Raw genomic sequence first — 16,535 nt, forward strand, 5'->3', positions numbered from 1 at the left:
CTCCTGCGTATAAAACGCTGTTATTGCAGTGGAATTTAGAACGTCTGGCCAAGCGAGAACTGGAACACCTGCGTGTCCGCATCGTCCGGTTTCTTAACCGGCATGCCCAGACTGAAACTGAGTGGTCCCAACGCGGTGATCCATGTCAGCCCTACGCCAACCGAACTTGCCATATTGCTAAAGCTGATGTCGCATGAGTCGCCGCGGCTCTTTTGCACCGATGTGCAATTGGTGTCGAACACATTGCCCACATCCCAGAAAAGCGAGGTACGCAGCGAGCGCTGATCTTCCACGAATGGCGCCGGGAAAAGCAGCTCTAACCCGCCTTGCACCAGCACGTTACCACCGAACGGCAGCGGATCTTGGTCCGGGTCAGCGATCGTTCCAGGATTGGTCCCGCGACTTGGCGTACTGCGTGGGCCGAGACTGCTGTCTTCAAAGCCGCGAACCGAGTTGAAACCGCCCGCGTAGTAGTGCTCATAGAACGGCAGGTCAGAGGTGGAACCGTAGCTGTCGCCATAGCCCAACTCGGTATGGAAACGCATGGTGTATGTATTCGTCAGTGGCGCGAATATCTGACCACGGTAATCCAGTTTGTAGAACGAAAGGTCGCTTCCTGGCAGGGTCGACTCAAGCACAACACTTTGCGAATGACCACGTGTGGGCAACACACCGCGGTTAAGTGTGGATTCCGACCAGCCGATCGATCCCTTGAAGTTCAGGTACTTATCGCCTTCCTGGCGAGTGAAATCAAAAATTTCATCGACGGTATAGCGCCCGGTATTGATTTCATCCTGCTGGACCGTCAAACCGAAATTCAGTCGCGACGTTTCGCTGACGGGATAACCGAAGTTGACGCCCGCACCTAAGCTGTCGACCGAGTAACTGGAAACGTCGACATCGAGCTCGTCGTAGTCGGTGGTGCGATAGAAGGCGTTGTAGCCAAGGCTGACGCCGTCCTCGGTCCAGTAAGGGTCGGTGAAGCTGAAGTTATAACGGGTCTGGTACTCACTGCGTGTCAGGCCGATAGTGACGCGGTTACCTGTACCCAGGAAGTTGTTTTGGCTGATGGAACCGCCCAAGATCAAGCCCGCGCTTTGGGCAAAGCCGACGCTCGCGGTGATGGACCCGGAAGGCTGCTCTTCGACCGTGTAGTTCACATCGACCTGATCATCGGTGCCGGCAACGGCAGGCGTCTCGACATTGACTTCCTTGAAGAAGCCCAGACGCTCGAGGCGCACCTTCGACTGATCGATAAGATAGGTGGACGCCCACCCGCCTTCCATCTGCCGCATTTCCCGACGCAGCACCTCATCCTCGGTCTTGGTGTTGCCGCGGAAGTTGATGCGATTGACGTAAGCCCGCTTGCCTGGATCGACCGCAAACGTCACGGAGACCGTCTTGTCTTCCTCATTCACCTGAGGAATCGCGTTCACCTTCGCGAAGGTATAGCCCTCGTTACCGAGGCGACGCGTGATGAGGTCCGAGGTGGTGGTCAGGACCTTACGCGAGAACACCTGGCCCGGTTTAACGAGCATGAGGGAACGGATATCGTCTTCCGGCACGCGCAGATCGCCGGAGAGATTGACATCGCGGATACTGTATTTCTCGCCTTCATCAACGTTGACCGTGATGTAGACGTGCTTTTTATCCGGGGTAATGGATACCTGCGTAGAGGCGATATCCATGTTGATATAGCCGCGATCGAGATAGTAAGAGCGCAGCCGCTCAAGGTCTCCGGACAGCTTTTCACGTGCGTACTTGTCGTCATTACGGAAGAACGACAGCCAGTTAGTCGTCTTCAGTTCGAAGAGGTTGGTCAACTCTTTTTCAGTGAAAACAGAGTTGCCGACGACATTGATGTGCTGAATGGCCGCAACCGTCCCCTCGTTGATCTTGATTTTCAGACCAACGCGGTTTCGGGGCTGGGGGTCAACTTCAGTTTCGATAGTGGCGGAGTAACGGCCCTGCGCTACGTATTGACGCTGCAACTCGTTACGAACCCCCTCGAGGGTCGCCTGCTGGAATATCTCGCCCTCAGCCAGTCCTGACTGGCGCAGTCCGTTCATCAGGTCGTCCGTCGAGATCGCCTTGTTGCCTTCGATCTCGATACTCGCAATGGACGGACGCTCAACGACCTGAATCACCAGTACATTGCCGTCACGGCCAAGCTGGATATCCTGGAAGAAACCCGTACGAAACAGGGAGCGTGTTGCCTCGACCAGCCGTGCATCGTCGGCGGCGTCGCCCACATTCAACGGCAGCGCACCGAAAACGCTCCCGGCAGACACACGTTGAAGACCATTGACGCGTATATCGGAGATGGTGAAGGACTCGGCGTGAACCTCAGCGGTCATGAGTGCAAGAAGCACAGCAGGTAGCAGGCGTTTCATGAAGTCCTATTTGTTTCAACTGGCTAATAAAGAAACTGCCGCAATCGCGGCAGGTCTCAAGATTCAGTGGCGTTACAACCGGCCCAGATCGTTTACCAGGGCAAGCAGCATGACCCCAACAACAAGGCTGACACCAATTTGCATGCCCCACGCCTGTACCCGCTCTGACAAGGGACGACCACGCGCCCACTCAACCAGGTAGAACAGCAGGTGCCCGCCATCGAGGACAGGTATCGGCAGAAGGTTGAGAACCCCCAAGCTTATGCTCAGATAGGCAAGAAAATTCAGGAAATCCCCTACGCCTGACTGGGCCGAAGCGCCCGCCACTTTAGCAATGGTTATCGGCCCGCTCAAGTTTTTTACCGACAGCTCCCCGAAGAGCATTTTCTTAAGCGAGTCAAGGGTCAAGGCGCTCATCACCCAAGTGCGGCGGGCACCTTCGACGACCGCATCAAGCGGACCGTAGCTAATTTCCTGCAGCATCTCAGCGGGCCAATCGCCACCGGAAACCCCAGCGCCAAGGTAACCGGCGACCGCGCCAGAGCCCTCTCTACGTCCGAGGTCCAACGCGCGCTCCATGAGCGCACCGTCGCGCCGGTATTCGATAACAATGCGCTGATCGGGACGTGCTCGAATCAACTCGACAGCCTGCTGCCACTCGTCGATCGCAACGCCATCTAGGGAAACGAGCAAATCCCCTGTTTTGAGGCCCGCGCGCGCCGCTGGACCGTCTGGATCGAGCTCAGCCAGGACTGGCCTGATCGCCGGTCGCCAAGGATTGATACCTAGGGCAGCGATCGGATCAGGCTCCTCGGCACCTTTCAACCAACCTGAAATTGGAATGGTGTAATGCTGCTCGCGAGACGAACCCTCAGACCGCGTCGTAATCGCGAGGGTGCCCGACTCGCCGAGCCGACCGATTAGCTTGAGATTAACCCCGCCCCAGCCGCGAACAGCATCATCGTCTATCGCCACAATCTCTTGCCCAGATTGCAAGCCGGCCTGAGCAGCGGGGCTGTCTGACACCAAGGATCCAATGACCGGCTTGACCTGCTGTGTGCCGATCATTGCCAACAGCCAGAAGAAAAACAGCGCAAGGATGAAATTGGCGGCCGGCCCTGCGGCAACGATAGCGATGCGCTGACCCACCGTTTTCCGATTGAAGGCGCTATCGATAATTTCAGGCGGCACATCGCCTTCGCGCTCATCGAGCATCTTGACGTATCCACCCAACGGGATCGCGGCGATGGCGAATTCCGTACCCTGGCGATCATGCCAACGTATAAGGGGCGTTCCAAAACCGATGGAGAAGCGGAGCACCTTCACACCACAGCGCCGGGCGACCCAGAAGTGACCGAACTCGTGAATCGTGACTAGCACACCCAGGGCAATCAACGTACCCAGGATCATGTAAAGCGCGCCCATCTGCTTCCTCCGAAATCAGCGCCCGTTGCGCTTCAGCCAGCTCTCGGCTGCGCGACGCGCCTGCGTATCTACCGCAAGTACAGCGTCCAGCGTATCAACCTCTACGATAGAGAGCGCCGCTAAAACATCGGCGATGATACTCGCGATCTCGGTGAAGCGGATACGCCGATCGAGGAACGCAGCGACTGCAACCTCGTTCGCAGCATTGAGCACAGCCGGCGCGCTGCGACCCGTTGCCGCAGCCTCCATCGACAATTTCAGGCACGGAAACCGGTCAAGATCGGGCGCCTGAAAATCGAGCCGCGCGATCGAGAACAGGTCCAGCGGCGCAACACCCGATTCGATTCTCTCAGGCCATGCAAGCGCATGGCTGATTGGTGTGCGCATGTCAGGATTACCAAGCTGCGCAAGGACCGAGCCGTCAACATAATCCACCAAGGAATGGATCACGCTTTGCGGATGGATTAATACTTCGACCTGCGCAGGCGTCGCATCGAACAACCAGCACGCCTCGATCAGCTCTAGCCCCTTATTCATCATGCTGGCCGAATCGACGGAGATCTTCCGCCCCATCGACCAGTTCGGATGCGCACAGGCCTGCTCCGGCGTCACATCGTGAAGCTCGTCCAGCGGCGTGTCACGAAATGGCCCACCGGATGCGGTGAGCAGAATACGCCGTACACCACAGCGTCCTAGCCCATCCCCATAGGTGCCAGGCAGGCATTGAAAGATTGCGTTGTGCTCGCTGTCGATTGGCAGCAACTGCGCGCCATGGTCGCGAACCGCTTGCATGAACAAGGCCCCGGACATGACCAAGGCTTCCTTATTGGCAAGCATCACCTGCTTACCGGCCTTGACCGCGGCAAGCGTCGGTTCGAGCCCGGCCGCACCGACAATGGCTGCCATGACCACATCCGCGCCTGGATGCGAGGACACCGTGCAGAGCCCGGCGTTTCCGTGCAGTACGGAAATGGACAGGCCGGCGCGAGTCAGGCGTCCGGACAATTCTTTCGCCTGATCCACATCACCGGCTACCGCGAACTGAGGGCGATGCCGCAGGCAAAGCTGCTCCAGCTCAGTGAGACGACTGAAGCCGGTCAGCGCGAAGACTTCATACCGGCCGGGGTGGCGTGCGATGACATCTAGCGTGCTCAGGCCAATCGAACCTGTCGCGCCCAGTACCGTTACCCTACGTGGTCGACTCACAGCGCACCCGCCCCTGACACCAGTAACAACATCGTGTAGACGGGAACGGCCGCAGTCAGACTGTCGATTCGGTCCATCACGCCGCCATGCCCAGGGAGCAGATTGCTGCTGTCTTTCATACCCGCCTGCCGCTTGAACATGCTTTCGGTAAGGTCACCTACCACCGATATGGCAACGACCAGTGCGGCCCCGAGCAGGGCTAGCAGGGTCACCGAAAACGACCAGTCGCGCCAGATCGCCACCAGCAAAGTGATGAACAAACTCACCAGCATGCCGCCATAAAAACCTTCCCAGCTTTTCCCCGGACTGACTTGAGGCGCAAGCTTGCGTTTACCGTATCGGCGACCTGCGAAATAGGCACCGATATCTGCGGCCCACACCAGCACCATTACGCCAACAATGAGCGAATTGGCTTCGGGCCAATGCTTCAGCATGACCAACCCCTGCCAAGCGGGTAGCAAAACCAGGAAACCGATAATTTTGCGGACCGTACGCCCTTCCCAATAACGCGCCGTGTCGGGATAGCTCAATACCAGAAGCGTTGCACTGCCCCACCACAGCACACCGGCAACGAGCACGATCTGTCCCAGCGCCGGGAACAGATAGAGAACGAGTAACGCTAATGCGACCATCGCGGCATAAGCAATTCGCCCCTCGGACGCATTTATGCCTGCCAGACGCGCCCATTCCCACGCGCCCAATACCACCACAAAGGCGATGAACAGCGCGAAGGCACCACCTTCCAACCAGAAAAACCCTGCGAGAGCGACTGGCAACAGCACCAGCGCCGTGAGCACACGTTGCTTGAGCATGGATCCTCGCTTAAGTCCGAGCCACCTTCAGCTCATGGATAGGATCGCGCGACCGGTCGATACACTGATGTTTCGTGTCTGCACGACAGAATGAGTATAGAAGCAAGCCAAGAGGTCGCGATCCATGAGCCGATTACGAACGAGCCGCTGGCTCACAGCGTACGCTGTCAAAAACTGACATCTGCAGCCAGTTGCTCGCTCGTGCGGCCGAACCTGCGCTGGCGCTTGGAGTAATCCTGCAGCGCCGCGCGCATGGCTTCATGCTTGAAGTCGGGCCAGTGCAAATCGGAGAAATACAGCTCAGCGTAAGCCAACTGCCAGAGCAAGAAGTTGCTGATCCGGTGCTCACCTCCGGTGCGGATACACAAGTCAGGCAACGGCCCGTCGGAAGTCGCCAGACAATTCTCCAGCATTGCCGGGGTAATCTCTTCTGGCTGCAAGTGGCCGGCCTGAACCTGACGCGCCAAGCGCTGCGCTGCCTGGGTGATATCCCACTGACCGCCGTAATTCGCCGCAATCTGCAGGGTGAATTTTCGGCATCCAGACGTCTGCGCTTCCGCTTCGCGCATCGCAGCCTGCAACTCGGGGTGAAAGCGGGTTCGATCGCCGATGATACGAAGCCGAATATCGTTGTCGTCGAGGCGCCGCGTCTCTCGACGCAGCGCAGACAAGAATAGCTCCATCAGCGCGCCGACTTCGTCCGCAGGGCGCTGCCAGTTTTCACTGGAAAACGCGAACAACGTCAGCATTTCAACCCCGGCCTCGGCACAGACTTCGATAACCGCGCGCACGGCATCCACGCCAGCCTTATGGCCCGCGACACCGGGCAGTAAGCGCTTTCTCGCCCAGCGGTTATTCCCATCCATGATGATTGCCACGTGCCGCGGGATTGCAACGGAATGGCCGGCTTTCGCGAACTTCTCCATGATCTACTCCGATGAACCTCAAACGGCCATCAGGTCGTTTTCCTTCACTTCAAGGGCTTTGTCGACTTCGCCGACGAACTTGTCGGTGATCTTCTGAACCTCGTCAGCAGCCCGGCGCTCTTCGTCTTCGCTGATTTCCTTTTCCTTGACGAGGTCCTTCAACTGCGCGAGCGCATCGCGGCGAATGTTGCGGATCGCCACTTTTGCATTTTCCGCCTCACCCCGCGCTTGTTTGGTGTAACCCTTACGCGTTTCTTCGGTCAACGCAGGCATGGGGATACGGATCGTAGTCCCAGCGGTCGCAGGATTGAGACCCAGATCAGACGTCATGATGGCTTTTTCGACCGCCTGGATCATGCTCTTGTCGAACACGGTGAGCGCCAGCGTACGGGCGTCCTCTGCGACGACGTTCGCCACCTGGCGCAGCGGCGTGTCGGAGCCATAATAGGAGACGGAAATGCTGTCGAGGATGCTGGGGTGCGCGCGTCCGGTCCGGATCTTCGCGAACGCATGATCGAGCGATTCGGTGCTCTTCTTCATACGATCCTGCGCATCTTTCTTGATTTCATTGATCATGCATTCGACTCCTCGATCAAGGTTCCCTCGGCGCCGCCCACCACTACATTCAGGAGCGCGCCAGGCTTGTTCATGTTGAAAACCCGCAAGGGCATGCGGTGATCGCGGCACAAGCATATGGCCGTAAGGTCCATGACGCCCAGCTTCCGATCCAGCACTTCGTCGTACGTCAGACGATCGAACTTCTCGGCGTTAGGGTCCTTGAACGGATCTGCCGTGTATACGCCATCGACTTTAGTCGCTTTCAGCACCACGTCCGCATCGATCTCGATCGCACGCAGGCATGCAGCGGAATCGGTGGTGAAGAACGGGTTACCGGTTCCCGCTGAGAAGATCACGACCTCACCGGTCTTCAAATGGCGCATGGCCTTGCGACGGTCATAGTGATCGGTCACCCCAACCATGGAAATAGCGGACATGACGAGCGCGGGGATATTGGATCGCTCCAGTGCGTCGCGCATGGCGAGCGCGTTCATCACAGTGGCCAACATGCCCATATGATCACCGGTCACCCGATCCATGCCGGCAGCACTCAGCGCTGCACCGCGGAAAAGGTTGCCGCCACCAATGACCAGGCCGACCTGTACACCGATACCGACCAATTGCCCTACTTCGAGCGCCATGCGGTCGAGCACTTTCGGGTCGATCCCGAAGTCCTCGGACCCCATCAGCGCTTCGCCGCTAAGCTTGAGCAGAATGCGTTTATAGCGAGGTTGACGACCACTAACCTGCTGAGCCATTACTTTTCTCCCTGCGGCGATGTTGATTGACGGCACCTCGAGGCACCTAGGTATTTCACGACGGCGAATCGGACCGCAAATCGCCCTCTCGGTTCGAAAAAAAGGCCGCACGCAGAGCGGGCAGCCTCTTTAACGAAACGTCTAGCACACCTTATTGCTTGGTCGCGGCGACCTGAGCAGCAACTTCGGCAGCGAAATCGACTTCAGCCTTCTCGATGCCTTCGCCCACTTCGTAACGAACGAAAGCAACGATCTCGGCACCAGCCTTCTTCGCCAATTCGCCAACCTTGACTTCAGGATCCTTGACGAAGGCCTGTTCAACCAGGCTCGCTTCGGCGAGGAACTTGTTGATACGGCCCTTGACCATGTTCTCGACAATATTTTCGGGCTTACCGGCAATCTTCTCGGCATTTAGCGCCAGGAAGATTTCCTTTTCCTTGGCAACGGCTTCTTCCGAAACCTGCGAAGGATCGAGGAATTGCGGGTTGCTGGCAGCGACATGCATCGCAATGTCCTTGGCCAGCTCAGGGTTACCGCCGCTCAGAACGACCAATACGCCAATGCGGTGTCCGTGCAGGTAGGCACCAACGACGTCACCTTCGACCCGCGCAAGACGGCGAATATTGACGTTCTCGCCCGTTTTGGAAACCAGCGCCAAACGCGCCTCTTCCTGGGCAGCAACCACTGGAGCTGCATCGGTGAGCTTCTCGTTGAAAGCCTGATCCAGGCTCGCTGCAACAAACGACTTGAAGTCATCCTGCAGAGCCAGGAAGTCAGTCTGAGAGTTCACCTCAATGATGGTGGCCGACTTGTTGTCGTCAGCTACGCGAGCAGCAATGGCGCCTTCAGCAGCGATATTGCCCGACTTCTTGGCGGCTTTGATCGCGCCAGCAGCACGCATGTCGTCGATCGCTTTTTCGATGTCGCCGTCGGCAGCGGTCAGCGCCTTCTTGCAGTCCATCATGCCGAGGCCAGTGCGCTCGCGGAGTTCTTTAACCAGGGCTGCAGTAATCTCTGCCATGCTCGTGATCCTCTTGAAATCGGTAGTTCGACCATTTACCCGGAACGAACCGGGCATTTCAAATTCGGTGAGTGGCAAAAAGGGGGCCTAGCCCCCTTCTTGCGCACCGGGTAACACGTCAGACGCCGTGTACTCAGCCTTCAGCGGCTTCGGATGCAGCTTCTTCGACGAACTCGTCGGCGCCGCCAGCGGCGTTCTGACGACCGCGCAGAACAGCGTCAGCCATTGCAGCAAGGTACAGTTGGACCGCACGGATAGCGTCATCGTTGCCCGGAATGATGTAATCGACACCTTCAGGGCTGCTGTTGGTATCGACGATGCCGATCACCGGAATACCGAGCTTGTTGGCTTCGGTGATGGCAATGCGCTCGTGATCGACGTCGATAACGAACAGCGCGTCCGGCAGACCGCCCATGTCCTTGATACCACCAAGGCTACGGTCCAGTTTTTCCAGATCGCGACTGCGCATCAGCGCTTCTTTCTTGGTCAGCTTGGCGAAAGTGCCATCTTCGGCCTGAACTTCAAGATCACGCAGGCGCTTGATCGATGCGCGGATGGTCTTGTAGTTGGTCAGCATGCCGCCCAACCAGCGGTGGTCGACGTAAGGCATGTTGCAACGAGCGGCTTCTTCACGAACCAGCTTGCCAGCCGAACGCTTGGTGCCAACGAACATGATCTTGTTCTTGCCAGCAGCCAGCTTCTCAACAAAGCTCAGCGCTTCGTTGAACATCGGCAGGGTTTTTTCAAGATTGATGATGTGGATCTTGTTGCGCGAACCGAAGATGTACTTGCCCATCTTTGGGTTCCAGTAACGGGTCTGGTGGCCGAAGTGCACACCGGCCTTCAGCATGTCGCGCATGTTGACTTGAGACATTTCAATTCCTCGAAAGAGTCGGGTTAGGCCTCCACGCATCCCGAACGCCAACCCCCTTGGGGCACCCAGGCGACCGTGTCGATACGTGTGTGGGTTTATGCCCTCACGGGACGGACCCGCAAAAGCGGCGCGTTTTATACCACACAACATCGGCCGAAGCTACTGAAGAGAAAAGACCGTAGATACCGGCGCCGCGAACGGTCCGGCTTATGGCTTGCCCGCTGCAACTGTTAATATGCCGGGCTTTACTACCGTTCGCGCTGGAGTGTTCATGACCGTCACCATCAAGACGCCCGAAGATATCGAGAAGATGCGCATCGCAGGTCGACTCGCAGCCGAAGTGCTGGAGTTGATTGCCGAGCATGTCAAACCCGGGGTGACCACCGAAGAGCTCGACCGCATCTGCCACGACCACATTGTCAACGTGCAAAAGGGCATACCCGCGCCGCTCAATTATGGTGGAGCACCGGGCCGAATGCCTTTCCCGAAGTCCATCTGCACCTCGCTTAATCATGTCGTGTGCCATGGCATTCCGAACGACAAGCCCCTTAAGGATGGCGATGTGATGAACATCGACATCACGGTCATCAAGGATGGCTACTACGGCGACACGAGCCGCATGTTCTCGGTGGGCAACGTTCCCGAGTGGGCCGATCGCCTATCCCGCATCACGCAAGAGTGCTTGTACCTCGGTATCGAGCAAGTTCGCCCGGGCGCTCGCCTCGGTGACATTGGCGCGGTGATTCAGAAGCACGCGGAGAAGAACGGATTCTCAGTGGTCCGCGATTACTGCGGCCATGGCATCGGCACGGTATTCCACGAAGAGCCACAGGTCCTTCATTACGGCCGCGCCGGAACCGGCCTTGAGCTCAAGGAAGGCATGACCTTTACCATTGAACCTATGATCAACCAGGGCAAGGCAGAAACCCGGCTACTCGGGGATGGCTGGACGGCGATCACCAAGGACCGGAAGCTTTCGGCGCAATGGGAGCACACCCTCCTCGTCACCGCGACAGGCTACGAAATTCTCACGCTACGTAGCGACGAGACCATCGCCCGCCTCTCAGCCTGACCCCACGACTGCATTACAGGCGCCCGTCCATGCCCCAGGTAGATCAGGAACTCTTCGACAATGGCCAGTTCCAGGCCGAACTTGCGCTGAAGGCGAGCCCGCTGCCGGCGTTCAAGAAGGCGCTACGCCAGGCGCGCGAGGTGTTGGACCGTCGTTTTTTCGCCGGCCGGGACATCCGCCGCCTGGTGGAAGACCGCGCCTGGTTTGTAGACCAGATACTGCAGGTCGCGTGGAAACGCTTCGACTGGCCCACGGACTCGGAGGTCGCGCTGCTGGCCGTCGGCGGCTATGGTCGCGGCGAACTGCATCCCTACTCCGACATCGACCTGCTCATCCTGCTGGCGGAAGACGATCACGAAGCCTATCGAGCGCCGATCGAAGGCTTTCTGACGCTGCTCTGGGACATTGGCCTGGAGGTCGGGCAAAGCGTACGCTCCGTGAACGAATGCGTGAAGGAAGCGCAGGCCGACCTCACGATCGCGACCAATTTGATGGAATGCCGAACGCTGGCCGGTAGCGAGCACCTGCGGCAGGCAATGCTGAAGGTCACCGACGCCGCGCACCTGTGGCCGAGCCGCACCTTTTACCTGGCCAAACGCGATGAGCAACTCAAGCGCCACGCCAAGTACAACGACACCGAGTACAACCTGGAGCCGAACGTCAAAAGCTCTCCGGGCGGGCTGCGTGACATCCAGACGATCCTCTGGATCGCGCGCCGCCAGTTCGGCACGCTGAACCTGCATGCGCTGGTTAACGAAGGCTTTCTCATCGAAAACGAGTTCTCCCTACTCGTGTCGGCGCAAGAGTTCCTGTGGAAGGTTCGCTATGCCCTCCACATGCTGGCCGGGCGCGCGGAAGATCGCTTGCTGTTCAACCATCAGAAACAGGTGGCCGAATTGCTCGGCTACGCGGAAGACGACGCCAAACGCTCAATAGAGCGCTTCATGCAGAAGTACTACCGCGTCGTGATGAGCGTTACCGAGCTCAACGAGCTGATCAATCAGCACTTCGAGGACGTCATTCTGCATGGCGGCGCGAAGAGTACGCCCGAGCCGATCAATAGCCGCTTCCAACTGCGCGACGGCTACATCGAAGCCACCAGTGAGGGCGTTTTCAAGCGAACACCCTTCGCGCTCATGGAAGTGTTCGTGCTCATGGCGCAAGCGCCGGACATCAAAGGTGTGCGAGCCGACACGATTCGCCTGCTGCGCGACCATCGCCACTTGATCGACGATGAGTTCCGCCAGGACATACGCAATACCAGCTTGTTCATCGAGCTGTTCAAGTCTCCGCAGGGGATCCACCGCAATCTGCGGCGAATGAACCGCTATGGGATTCTTGGCCGCTACCTGCCCGAATTCGGCCATATCATCGGCCAGATGCAGCACGACCTGTACCATATCTTCACCGTCGACGCGCATACGCTGAACGTCATCAAGCACCTGCGTAAGCTACGCCGGCCGGAGCTTGCAGAAAAATTCCCGCTTGCCAGCGAACTCATCGAACGCTTACCCAAGCCGGAACTTGTCTACCTGGCCGCGCTTTACCACGACATAGGCAAAGGTCGGGGCGGCGACCATTCGGAAATCGGGGCAGCCGACGCAGAAGCCTTCTGTGCGCGCCACCAGCTACCGCCGTGGGACAGCAAGCTCATCGTCTGGCTGGTGCAGAACCACCTGATCATGTCGTCCACCGCGCAACGCAAAGACCTTTCGGACCCGCAGGTCATCCACGACTTCGCCCTCCAGGTCGGCGACCAGGTCCATCTGGACTACCTCTGCGTACTGACGATCGCCGATATCAATGCCACCAACCCCACGCTCTGGAACTCGTGGCGCGCCAGTCTGATGCGTCAGCTCTACACCGAGACGAAGCGCGCCTTGAGCCGTGGCCTAGAAAACCCACTGCATCGCGAGGAGCAAATCCGCCAGACCCAATCCGCCGCCCTCGAATTGCTGGCCGGCACCATTAGCCAGGACGAAGCGGAGTTACTCTGGAGCCAGCTAGGAGACGACTATTTTCTTCGTCATCCACCAGGCGAAGTCGCCTGGCACACCGAAGCCATCCTGAAGCACCCGCCGACGGGTGAACCCCTCGTTCTGCTGCGGGAAACCACGCGTCGAAACTTCGAGGGTGCGACCCAGATCTTCATTTACGCGCCCGACCAACACGATTTCTTCGCGGTAACGGTCGCGGCCATGAGCCAGTTGAACCTCAGCATTCACGATGCCCGCATCTTGACCTCCACAAGCCAGTTCACACTCGACACCTATATCGTGCTCGATGCGGACGGTGGTTCACTGGAGTCGACACCGGGCAGGACAGAACAAGTGCGCCAAGGCCTGATCGATGCGTTCAAGAATCCCGAGGACTTCCCTACCATCATTCAGCGGCGCGTGCCCCGTCAGCTGAAGCATTTCGCGTTTCCGCCGCAGGTCACGCTGCACAATGATGCCCAACGCCACGTCAGCGTACTCGAAGTCATCGCCCCCGACAGGCCAGGCCTGCTCGCCAAGATCGGGCGGATATTCCTCGAGTTCGATCTGTCTCTGCAAAACGCCAAGATCGCTACGCTTGGCGAGCGCGTGGAAGACGTTTTCTTCGTGACCGATGCGCATAACCAGCCGCTGTCAGACCCGCAGCTGTGCGCTCGCCTGCAGGACGCCATCATCAAGCTTCTGTCCGAGGCCAACAGCGATAGTCCGCTGCAGGTATCCATTTGATCCGCTGACGCACCTTTTTCGAACGAGCCCGCCATGAACGACGCCCTGAACCTGCTGCAGCCCTACCCTTTCGAAAAACTCCGGGCCCTGCTTGCAGGCGTAACGCCCGCTGACCTTCCGCCCATCGCCTTGTCGATTGGCGAGCCCAAGCACCGCTCGCCTGAGTTCGTCGCACAGACCTTGCGCGAAAACCTGGACAAAATGGCGGTTTATCCCACCACGGCAGGGCTGATCGAACTCCGACAGGCAATCGCGACCTGGTGCGAGCGCCGTTTTGGCGTGCCAAGCGGGTGGCTGGAGGCGGCTCGTCATGTTCTGCCGGTGAACGGTACCCGCGAAGCGCTGTTCGCCTTCACCCAGACGGTCGCGCAGCGCGATACCGACGGGTTGATCCTCAGCCCGAATCCCTTCTACCAGATCTATGAAGGCGCCGCGCTGCTGGCCGGCGTAACACCGCATTACCTACCTTGCCTGGACCAGCACGGTTTGAACCCAGACTTCGACGCCGTGACCGATGACGTCTGGAAACGCTGCCAGATCTTGTTTCTTTGCTCACCTGGAAACCCAACCGGCGCATTGGTGCCCATGGCAACGCTTAAGAAACTAATCGCGCTGGCTGACGAACACGACTTCGTCATCGCCGCCGACGAATGCTACAGCGAGCTGTATTTCGACGAAGAAAGCCCGCCCCCAGGGCTGCTTACCGCTTGCGCGGAGTTGGGCCGCAGCGACTTCAAACGCTGCGTGGTCTTCCACAGCCTGTCCAAACGTTCGAACCTCCCCGGCCTACGCTCAGGCTTCGTCGCCGGCGATGCCGACATCCTCAAAGCGTTTTTGCTGTACCGCACCTACCATGGCTGCGCGATGCCGATCCAGACTCAGCTCGCCAGCATCGCGGCCTGGAACGACGAAGCGCACGTGGCAAAGAATCGCGCGCTGTACCGCGAAAAATTCGCTGCCGTGCTCGATATCCTACAACCCGTGTTGGACGTCACGCGCCCGGACGGCAGCTTCTACCTGTGGCCGCGTACGCCGATCGACGATGCGCGCTTCACGCGCGACCTCTACGCTGAGCAGCACGTCACCGTGGTACCGGGCTCCTACCTGTCCCGGGACGTTGGCGGCGTTAATCCAGGGGCCAACCGTGTTCGTATTGCCCTGGTCGCGCCGCTCGCGGAATGCGTAGCGGGCGCCGAACGCATTCGAACGTTCGTGCAACACGGTTAAGCGCGTATAGCGAACCGAATGCCGGGGTGAACGTGGCATAATCCGCACCCACCTTTTCACATGAAGCAACCATGCGGAGGCGAAATGCCTGACGATACGCCGGCCCTTACGCTGTACGGCATCAAAGCGTGCGACACGATGAAGAAAGCACGCACCTGGCTGGATGACAACGGCAAGCCTTTCGCCTTCCATGACTACAAGAGCGCCGGCATCGACCGGACTAGCCTGGAGCGTTGGTGCCGCGAGCACGGTTGGGAAAAGGTACTGAACCGCGCTGGCACTACTTTTCGCAAACTGGATGACGCCGCCAAGGTGGATCTCGACCAAGACAAGGCCATCGAACTGATGCTGGCCCAACCGTCGATGATCAAGCGCCCGGTACTCGACCTGGGCGACCGCACATTGCTGGGCTACAAGCCTGAGCAATACGCCGCTGAGCTCGGCTGACGCGTCCCTGATATTTAAAGGAATTTCCATGAGCACCACTTTATATAGCCTGGCCTTTGGGGTCGGCACGCAGAACCGCCAAGGCCAATGGCTGGAAGTTTTCTACGCCCTGCCATTGCACGCGCCCGCCTCCGAGCTCGTCGACACCGTCAAGCCATTGCTCGGCTACGAAGGCGGCAATCAGGCCATCGCGATCACCCACCAGAAAGCCACCGAGCTCGCTCAGGCGCTTCGGACGCTTGAACCGGCACAGTCCGCCTTGCTGACTCGTCTCGCCGAAAGCCAGCGCCCACTGGTGGCGACACTGCTGGCAGAAGACGCCGCGTTGACCTCCACCCCCGAGGCGTACCTGAAGCTGCACTTGCTGTCCCATCGCCTGGTAAAGCCACACGGCCAGAGCCTGGCGGGTATTTTCCCGCTGCTGCCCAATGTCGCCTGGACAAGCGAAGGTGCGGTGGATCTCAGTGAACTGGCCGAGCGCCAGCTTGAGGCGCGCTTGAAGGGCCAGCTGCTCGAAGTGTTCTCGGTGGACAAGTTCCCCAAGATGACCGACTACGTCGTGCCGAGCGGTGTGCGTATCGCCGACAGCGCGCGTATTCGACTGGGCGCCTACATCGGTGAAGGCACCACCGTAATGCACGAAGGTTTCGTTAACTTCAATGCCGGGACCGAAGGCCCTGGCATGATCGAAGGCCGTGTGTCCGCTGGCGTATTCGTGGGCAACGGTTCGGACCTGGGCGGCGGTTGCTCCACCATGGGCACGCTGTCCGGTGGCGGCAACATCGTCATCAGCGTGGGCGAAGGCTGCCTTATCGGCGCCAACGCCGGTATCGGCATTCCCTTGGGCGACCGTAATGTCGTCGAGGCGGGCCTCTACATTACTGCCGGCACCAAGGTGACGCTGCTCGACGATCAGAACAACGTAGTCAACGTGGTCAAGGCACGCGACCTCGCCGGCCAAACCGACCTGCTGTTCCGCCGCAATTCGCAGAACGGCATGGTCGAATGCAAGACCAACAAGACCGCGACCGAGCTCAACGAGGCGCTGCACGCGCACAACTGACCTGAGCCAGAGGCGACCTCATCCGAGGTC

Annotated in this window: 14 protein-coding genes; 5 read left to right on the forward strand and 9 right to left on the reverse strand. The window is 58.8% G+C overall.

Going from position 1 to position 16,535, the window contains the following annotated elements; genetic code table 11:
• Positions 1-35 precede the first annotated feature (35 nt).
• The 9 genes from bamA to rpsB all read right to left on the reverse strand — a co-directional run bounded on the left by bamA (position 36) and on the right by rpsB (position 9,973).
• Positions 36-2,393, reverse strand: coding sequence for an outer membrane protein assembly factor BamA (gene bamA, locus IEY47_RS02360; RefSeq protein ID WP_188981523.1), 2,358 nt, complete (start codon positions 2,391-2,393; stop codon positions 36-38).
• 72 nt (positions 2,394-2,465) lie between these two features.
• Positions 2,466-3,818: an RIP metalloprotease RseP gene (gene rseP / locus IEY47_RS02365; RefSeq protein ID WP_188981524.1), complete on the reverse strand. Its 1,353-nt coding sequence runs from the start codon at positions 3,816-3,818 to the stop codon at positions 2,466-2,468.
• Between the two features lie 15 nt (positions 3,819-3,833).
• On the reverse strand, positions 3,834-5,024 hold the full coding sequence (gene ispC, locus IEY47_RS02370) for a 1-deoxy-D-xylulose-5-phosphate reductoisomerase (RefSeq protein WP_188981525.1): 1,191 nt from the start codon (positions 5,022-5,024) through the stop codon (positions 3,834-3,836).
• Positions 5,021-5,836 carry a phosphatidate cytidylyltransferase gene (locus IEY47_RS02375; protein WP_188981526.1) on the reverse strand — a complete coding sequence of 272 codons (816 nt, stop codon included), beginning with the start codon at positions 5,834-5,836 and terminating at the stop codon, positions 5,021-5,023. The genes ispC and IEY47_RS02375 overlap by 4 nt, the downstream gene beginning before the upstream one ends.
• A gap of 167 nt (positions 5,837-6,003) precedes the next feature.
• Positions 6,004-6,762 carry a polyprenyl diphosphate synthase gene (uppS, locus tag IEY47_RS02380; RefSeq protein WP_188981527.1) on the reverse strand — a complete coding sequence of 253 codons (759 nt, stop codon included), beginning with the start codon at positions 6,760-6,762 and terminating at the stop codon, positions 6,004-6,006.
• Positions 6,763-6,780: 18 nt separating this feature from the next.
• On the reverse strand, positions 6,781-7,338 hold the full coding sequence (gene frr, locus IEY47_RS02385; RefSeq protein WP_188981528.1) for a ribosome recycling factor: 558 nt from the start codon (positions 7,336-7,338) through the stop codon (positions 6,781-6,783).
• Positions 7,335-8,078 carry a UMP kinase gene (pyrH, locus tag IEY47_RS02390; protein WP_188981529.1) on the reverse strand — a complete coding sequence of 248 codons (744 nt, stop codon included), beginning with the start codon at positions 8,076-8,078 and terminating at the stop codon, positions 7,335-7,337. Before pyrH ends, frr begins: the two co-directional genes overlap by 4 nt.
• Before the next feature lie 151 nt (positions 8,079-8,229).
• A complete protein-coding gene (gene tsf / locus IEY47_RS02395; RefSeq protein WP_188981530.1) occupies positions 8,230-9,099 on the reverse strand; it encodes a translation elongation factor Ts in 870 nt (289 codons plus the stop codon).
• 133 nt (positions 9,100-9,232) lie between these two features.
• Positions 9,233-9,973 carry a 30S ribosomal protein S2 gene (rpsB, locus tag IEY47_RS02400; RefSeq protein ID WP_188981531.1) on the reverse strand — a complete coding sequence of 247 codons (741 nt, stop codon included), beginning with the start codon at positions 9,971-9,973 and terminating at the stop codon, positions 9,233-9,235.
• Positions 9,974-10,244: 271 nt separating this feature from the next.
• Between rpsB and map the strand changes: the two genes are divergently transcribed.
• The 5 genes from map (at position 10,245) to dapD (ending at position 16,505) form a co-directional block, all read left to right on the forward strand.
• Positions 10,245-11,045 carry a type I methionyl aminopeptidase gene (map, locus tag IEY47_RS02405; protein ID WP_188981532.1) on the forward strand — a complete coding sequence of 267 codons (801 nt, stop codon included), beginning with the start codon at positions 10,245-10,247 and terminating at the stop codon, positions 11,043-11,045.
• Positions 11,046-11,074: 29 nt separating this feature from the next.
• Positions 11,075-13,768, forward strand: a complete 2,694-nt coding sequence (locus tag IEY47_RS02410) for a [protein-PII] uridylyltransferase (protein WP_188981533.1) — start codon at positions 11,075-11,077, stop codon at positions 13,766-13,768.
• A 33-nt stretch (positions 13,769-13,801) separates the two neighbouring features.
• On the forward strand, positions 13,802-14,995 hold the full coding sequence (gene dapC / locus IEY47_RS02415; protein WP_188981534.1) for a succinyldiaminopimelate transaminase: 1,194 nt from the start codon (positions 13,802-13,804) through the stop codon (positions 14,993-14,995).
• Positions 14,996-15,079: 84 nt separating this feature from the next.
• Entirely contained in the window at positions 15,080-15,442 is a 363-nt protein-coding gene (locus IEY47_RS02420) for an ArsC family reductase (RefSeq protein WP_188981535.1), read from the forward strand.
• A gap of 28 nt (positions 15,443-15,470) precedes the next feature.
• Positions 15,471-16,505 (forward strand): 2,3,4,5-tetrahydropyridine-2,6-dicarboxylate N-succinyltransferase, encoded by a 1,035-nt coding sequence (dapD, locus tag IEY47_RS02425; RefSeq protein ID WP_188981536.1) that lies wholly within the window; start codon positions 15,471-15,473, stop codon positions 16,503-16,505.
• The last annotated feature ends 30 nt before the right edge of the window (positions 16,506-16,535 follow it).

The sequence above is a fragment of the Pseudomonas matsuisoli genome (genome assembly GCF_014647635.1).
Classification (GTDB): Bacteria; Pseudomonadota; Gammaproteobacteria; order Pseudomonadales; family Pseudomonadaceae; genus Pseudomonas_P; species Pseudomonas_P matsuisoli.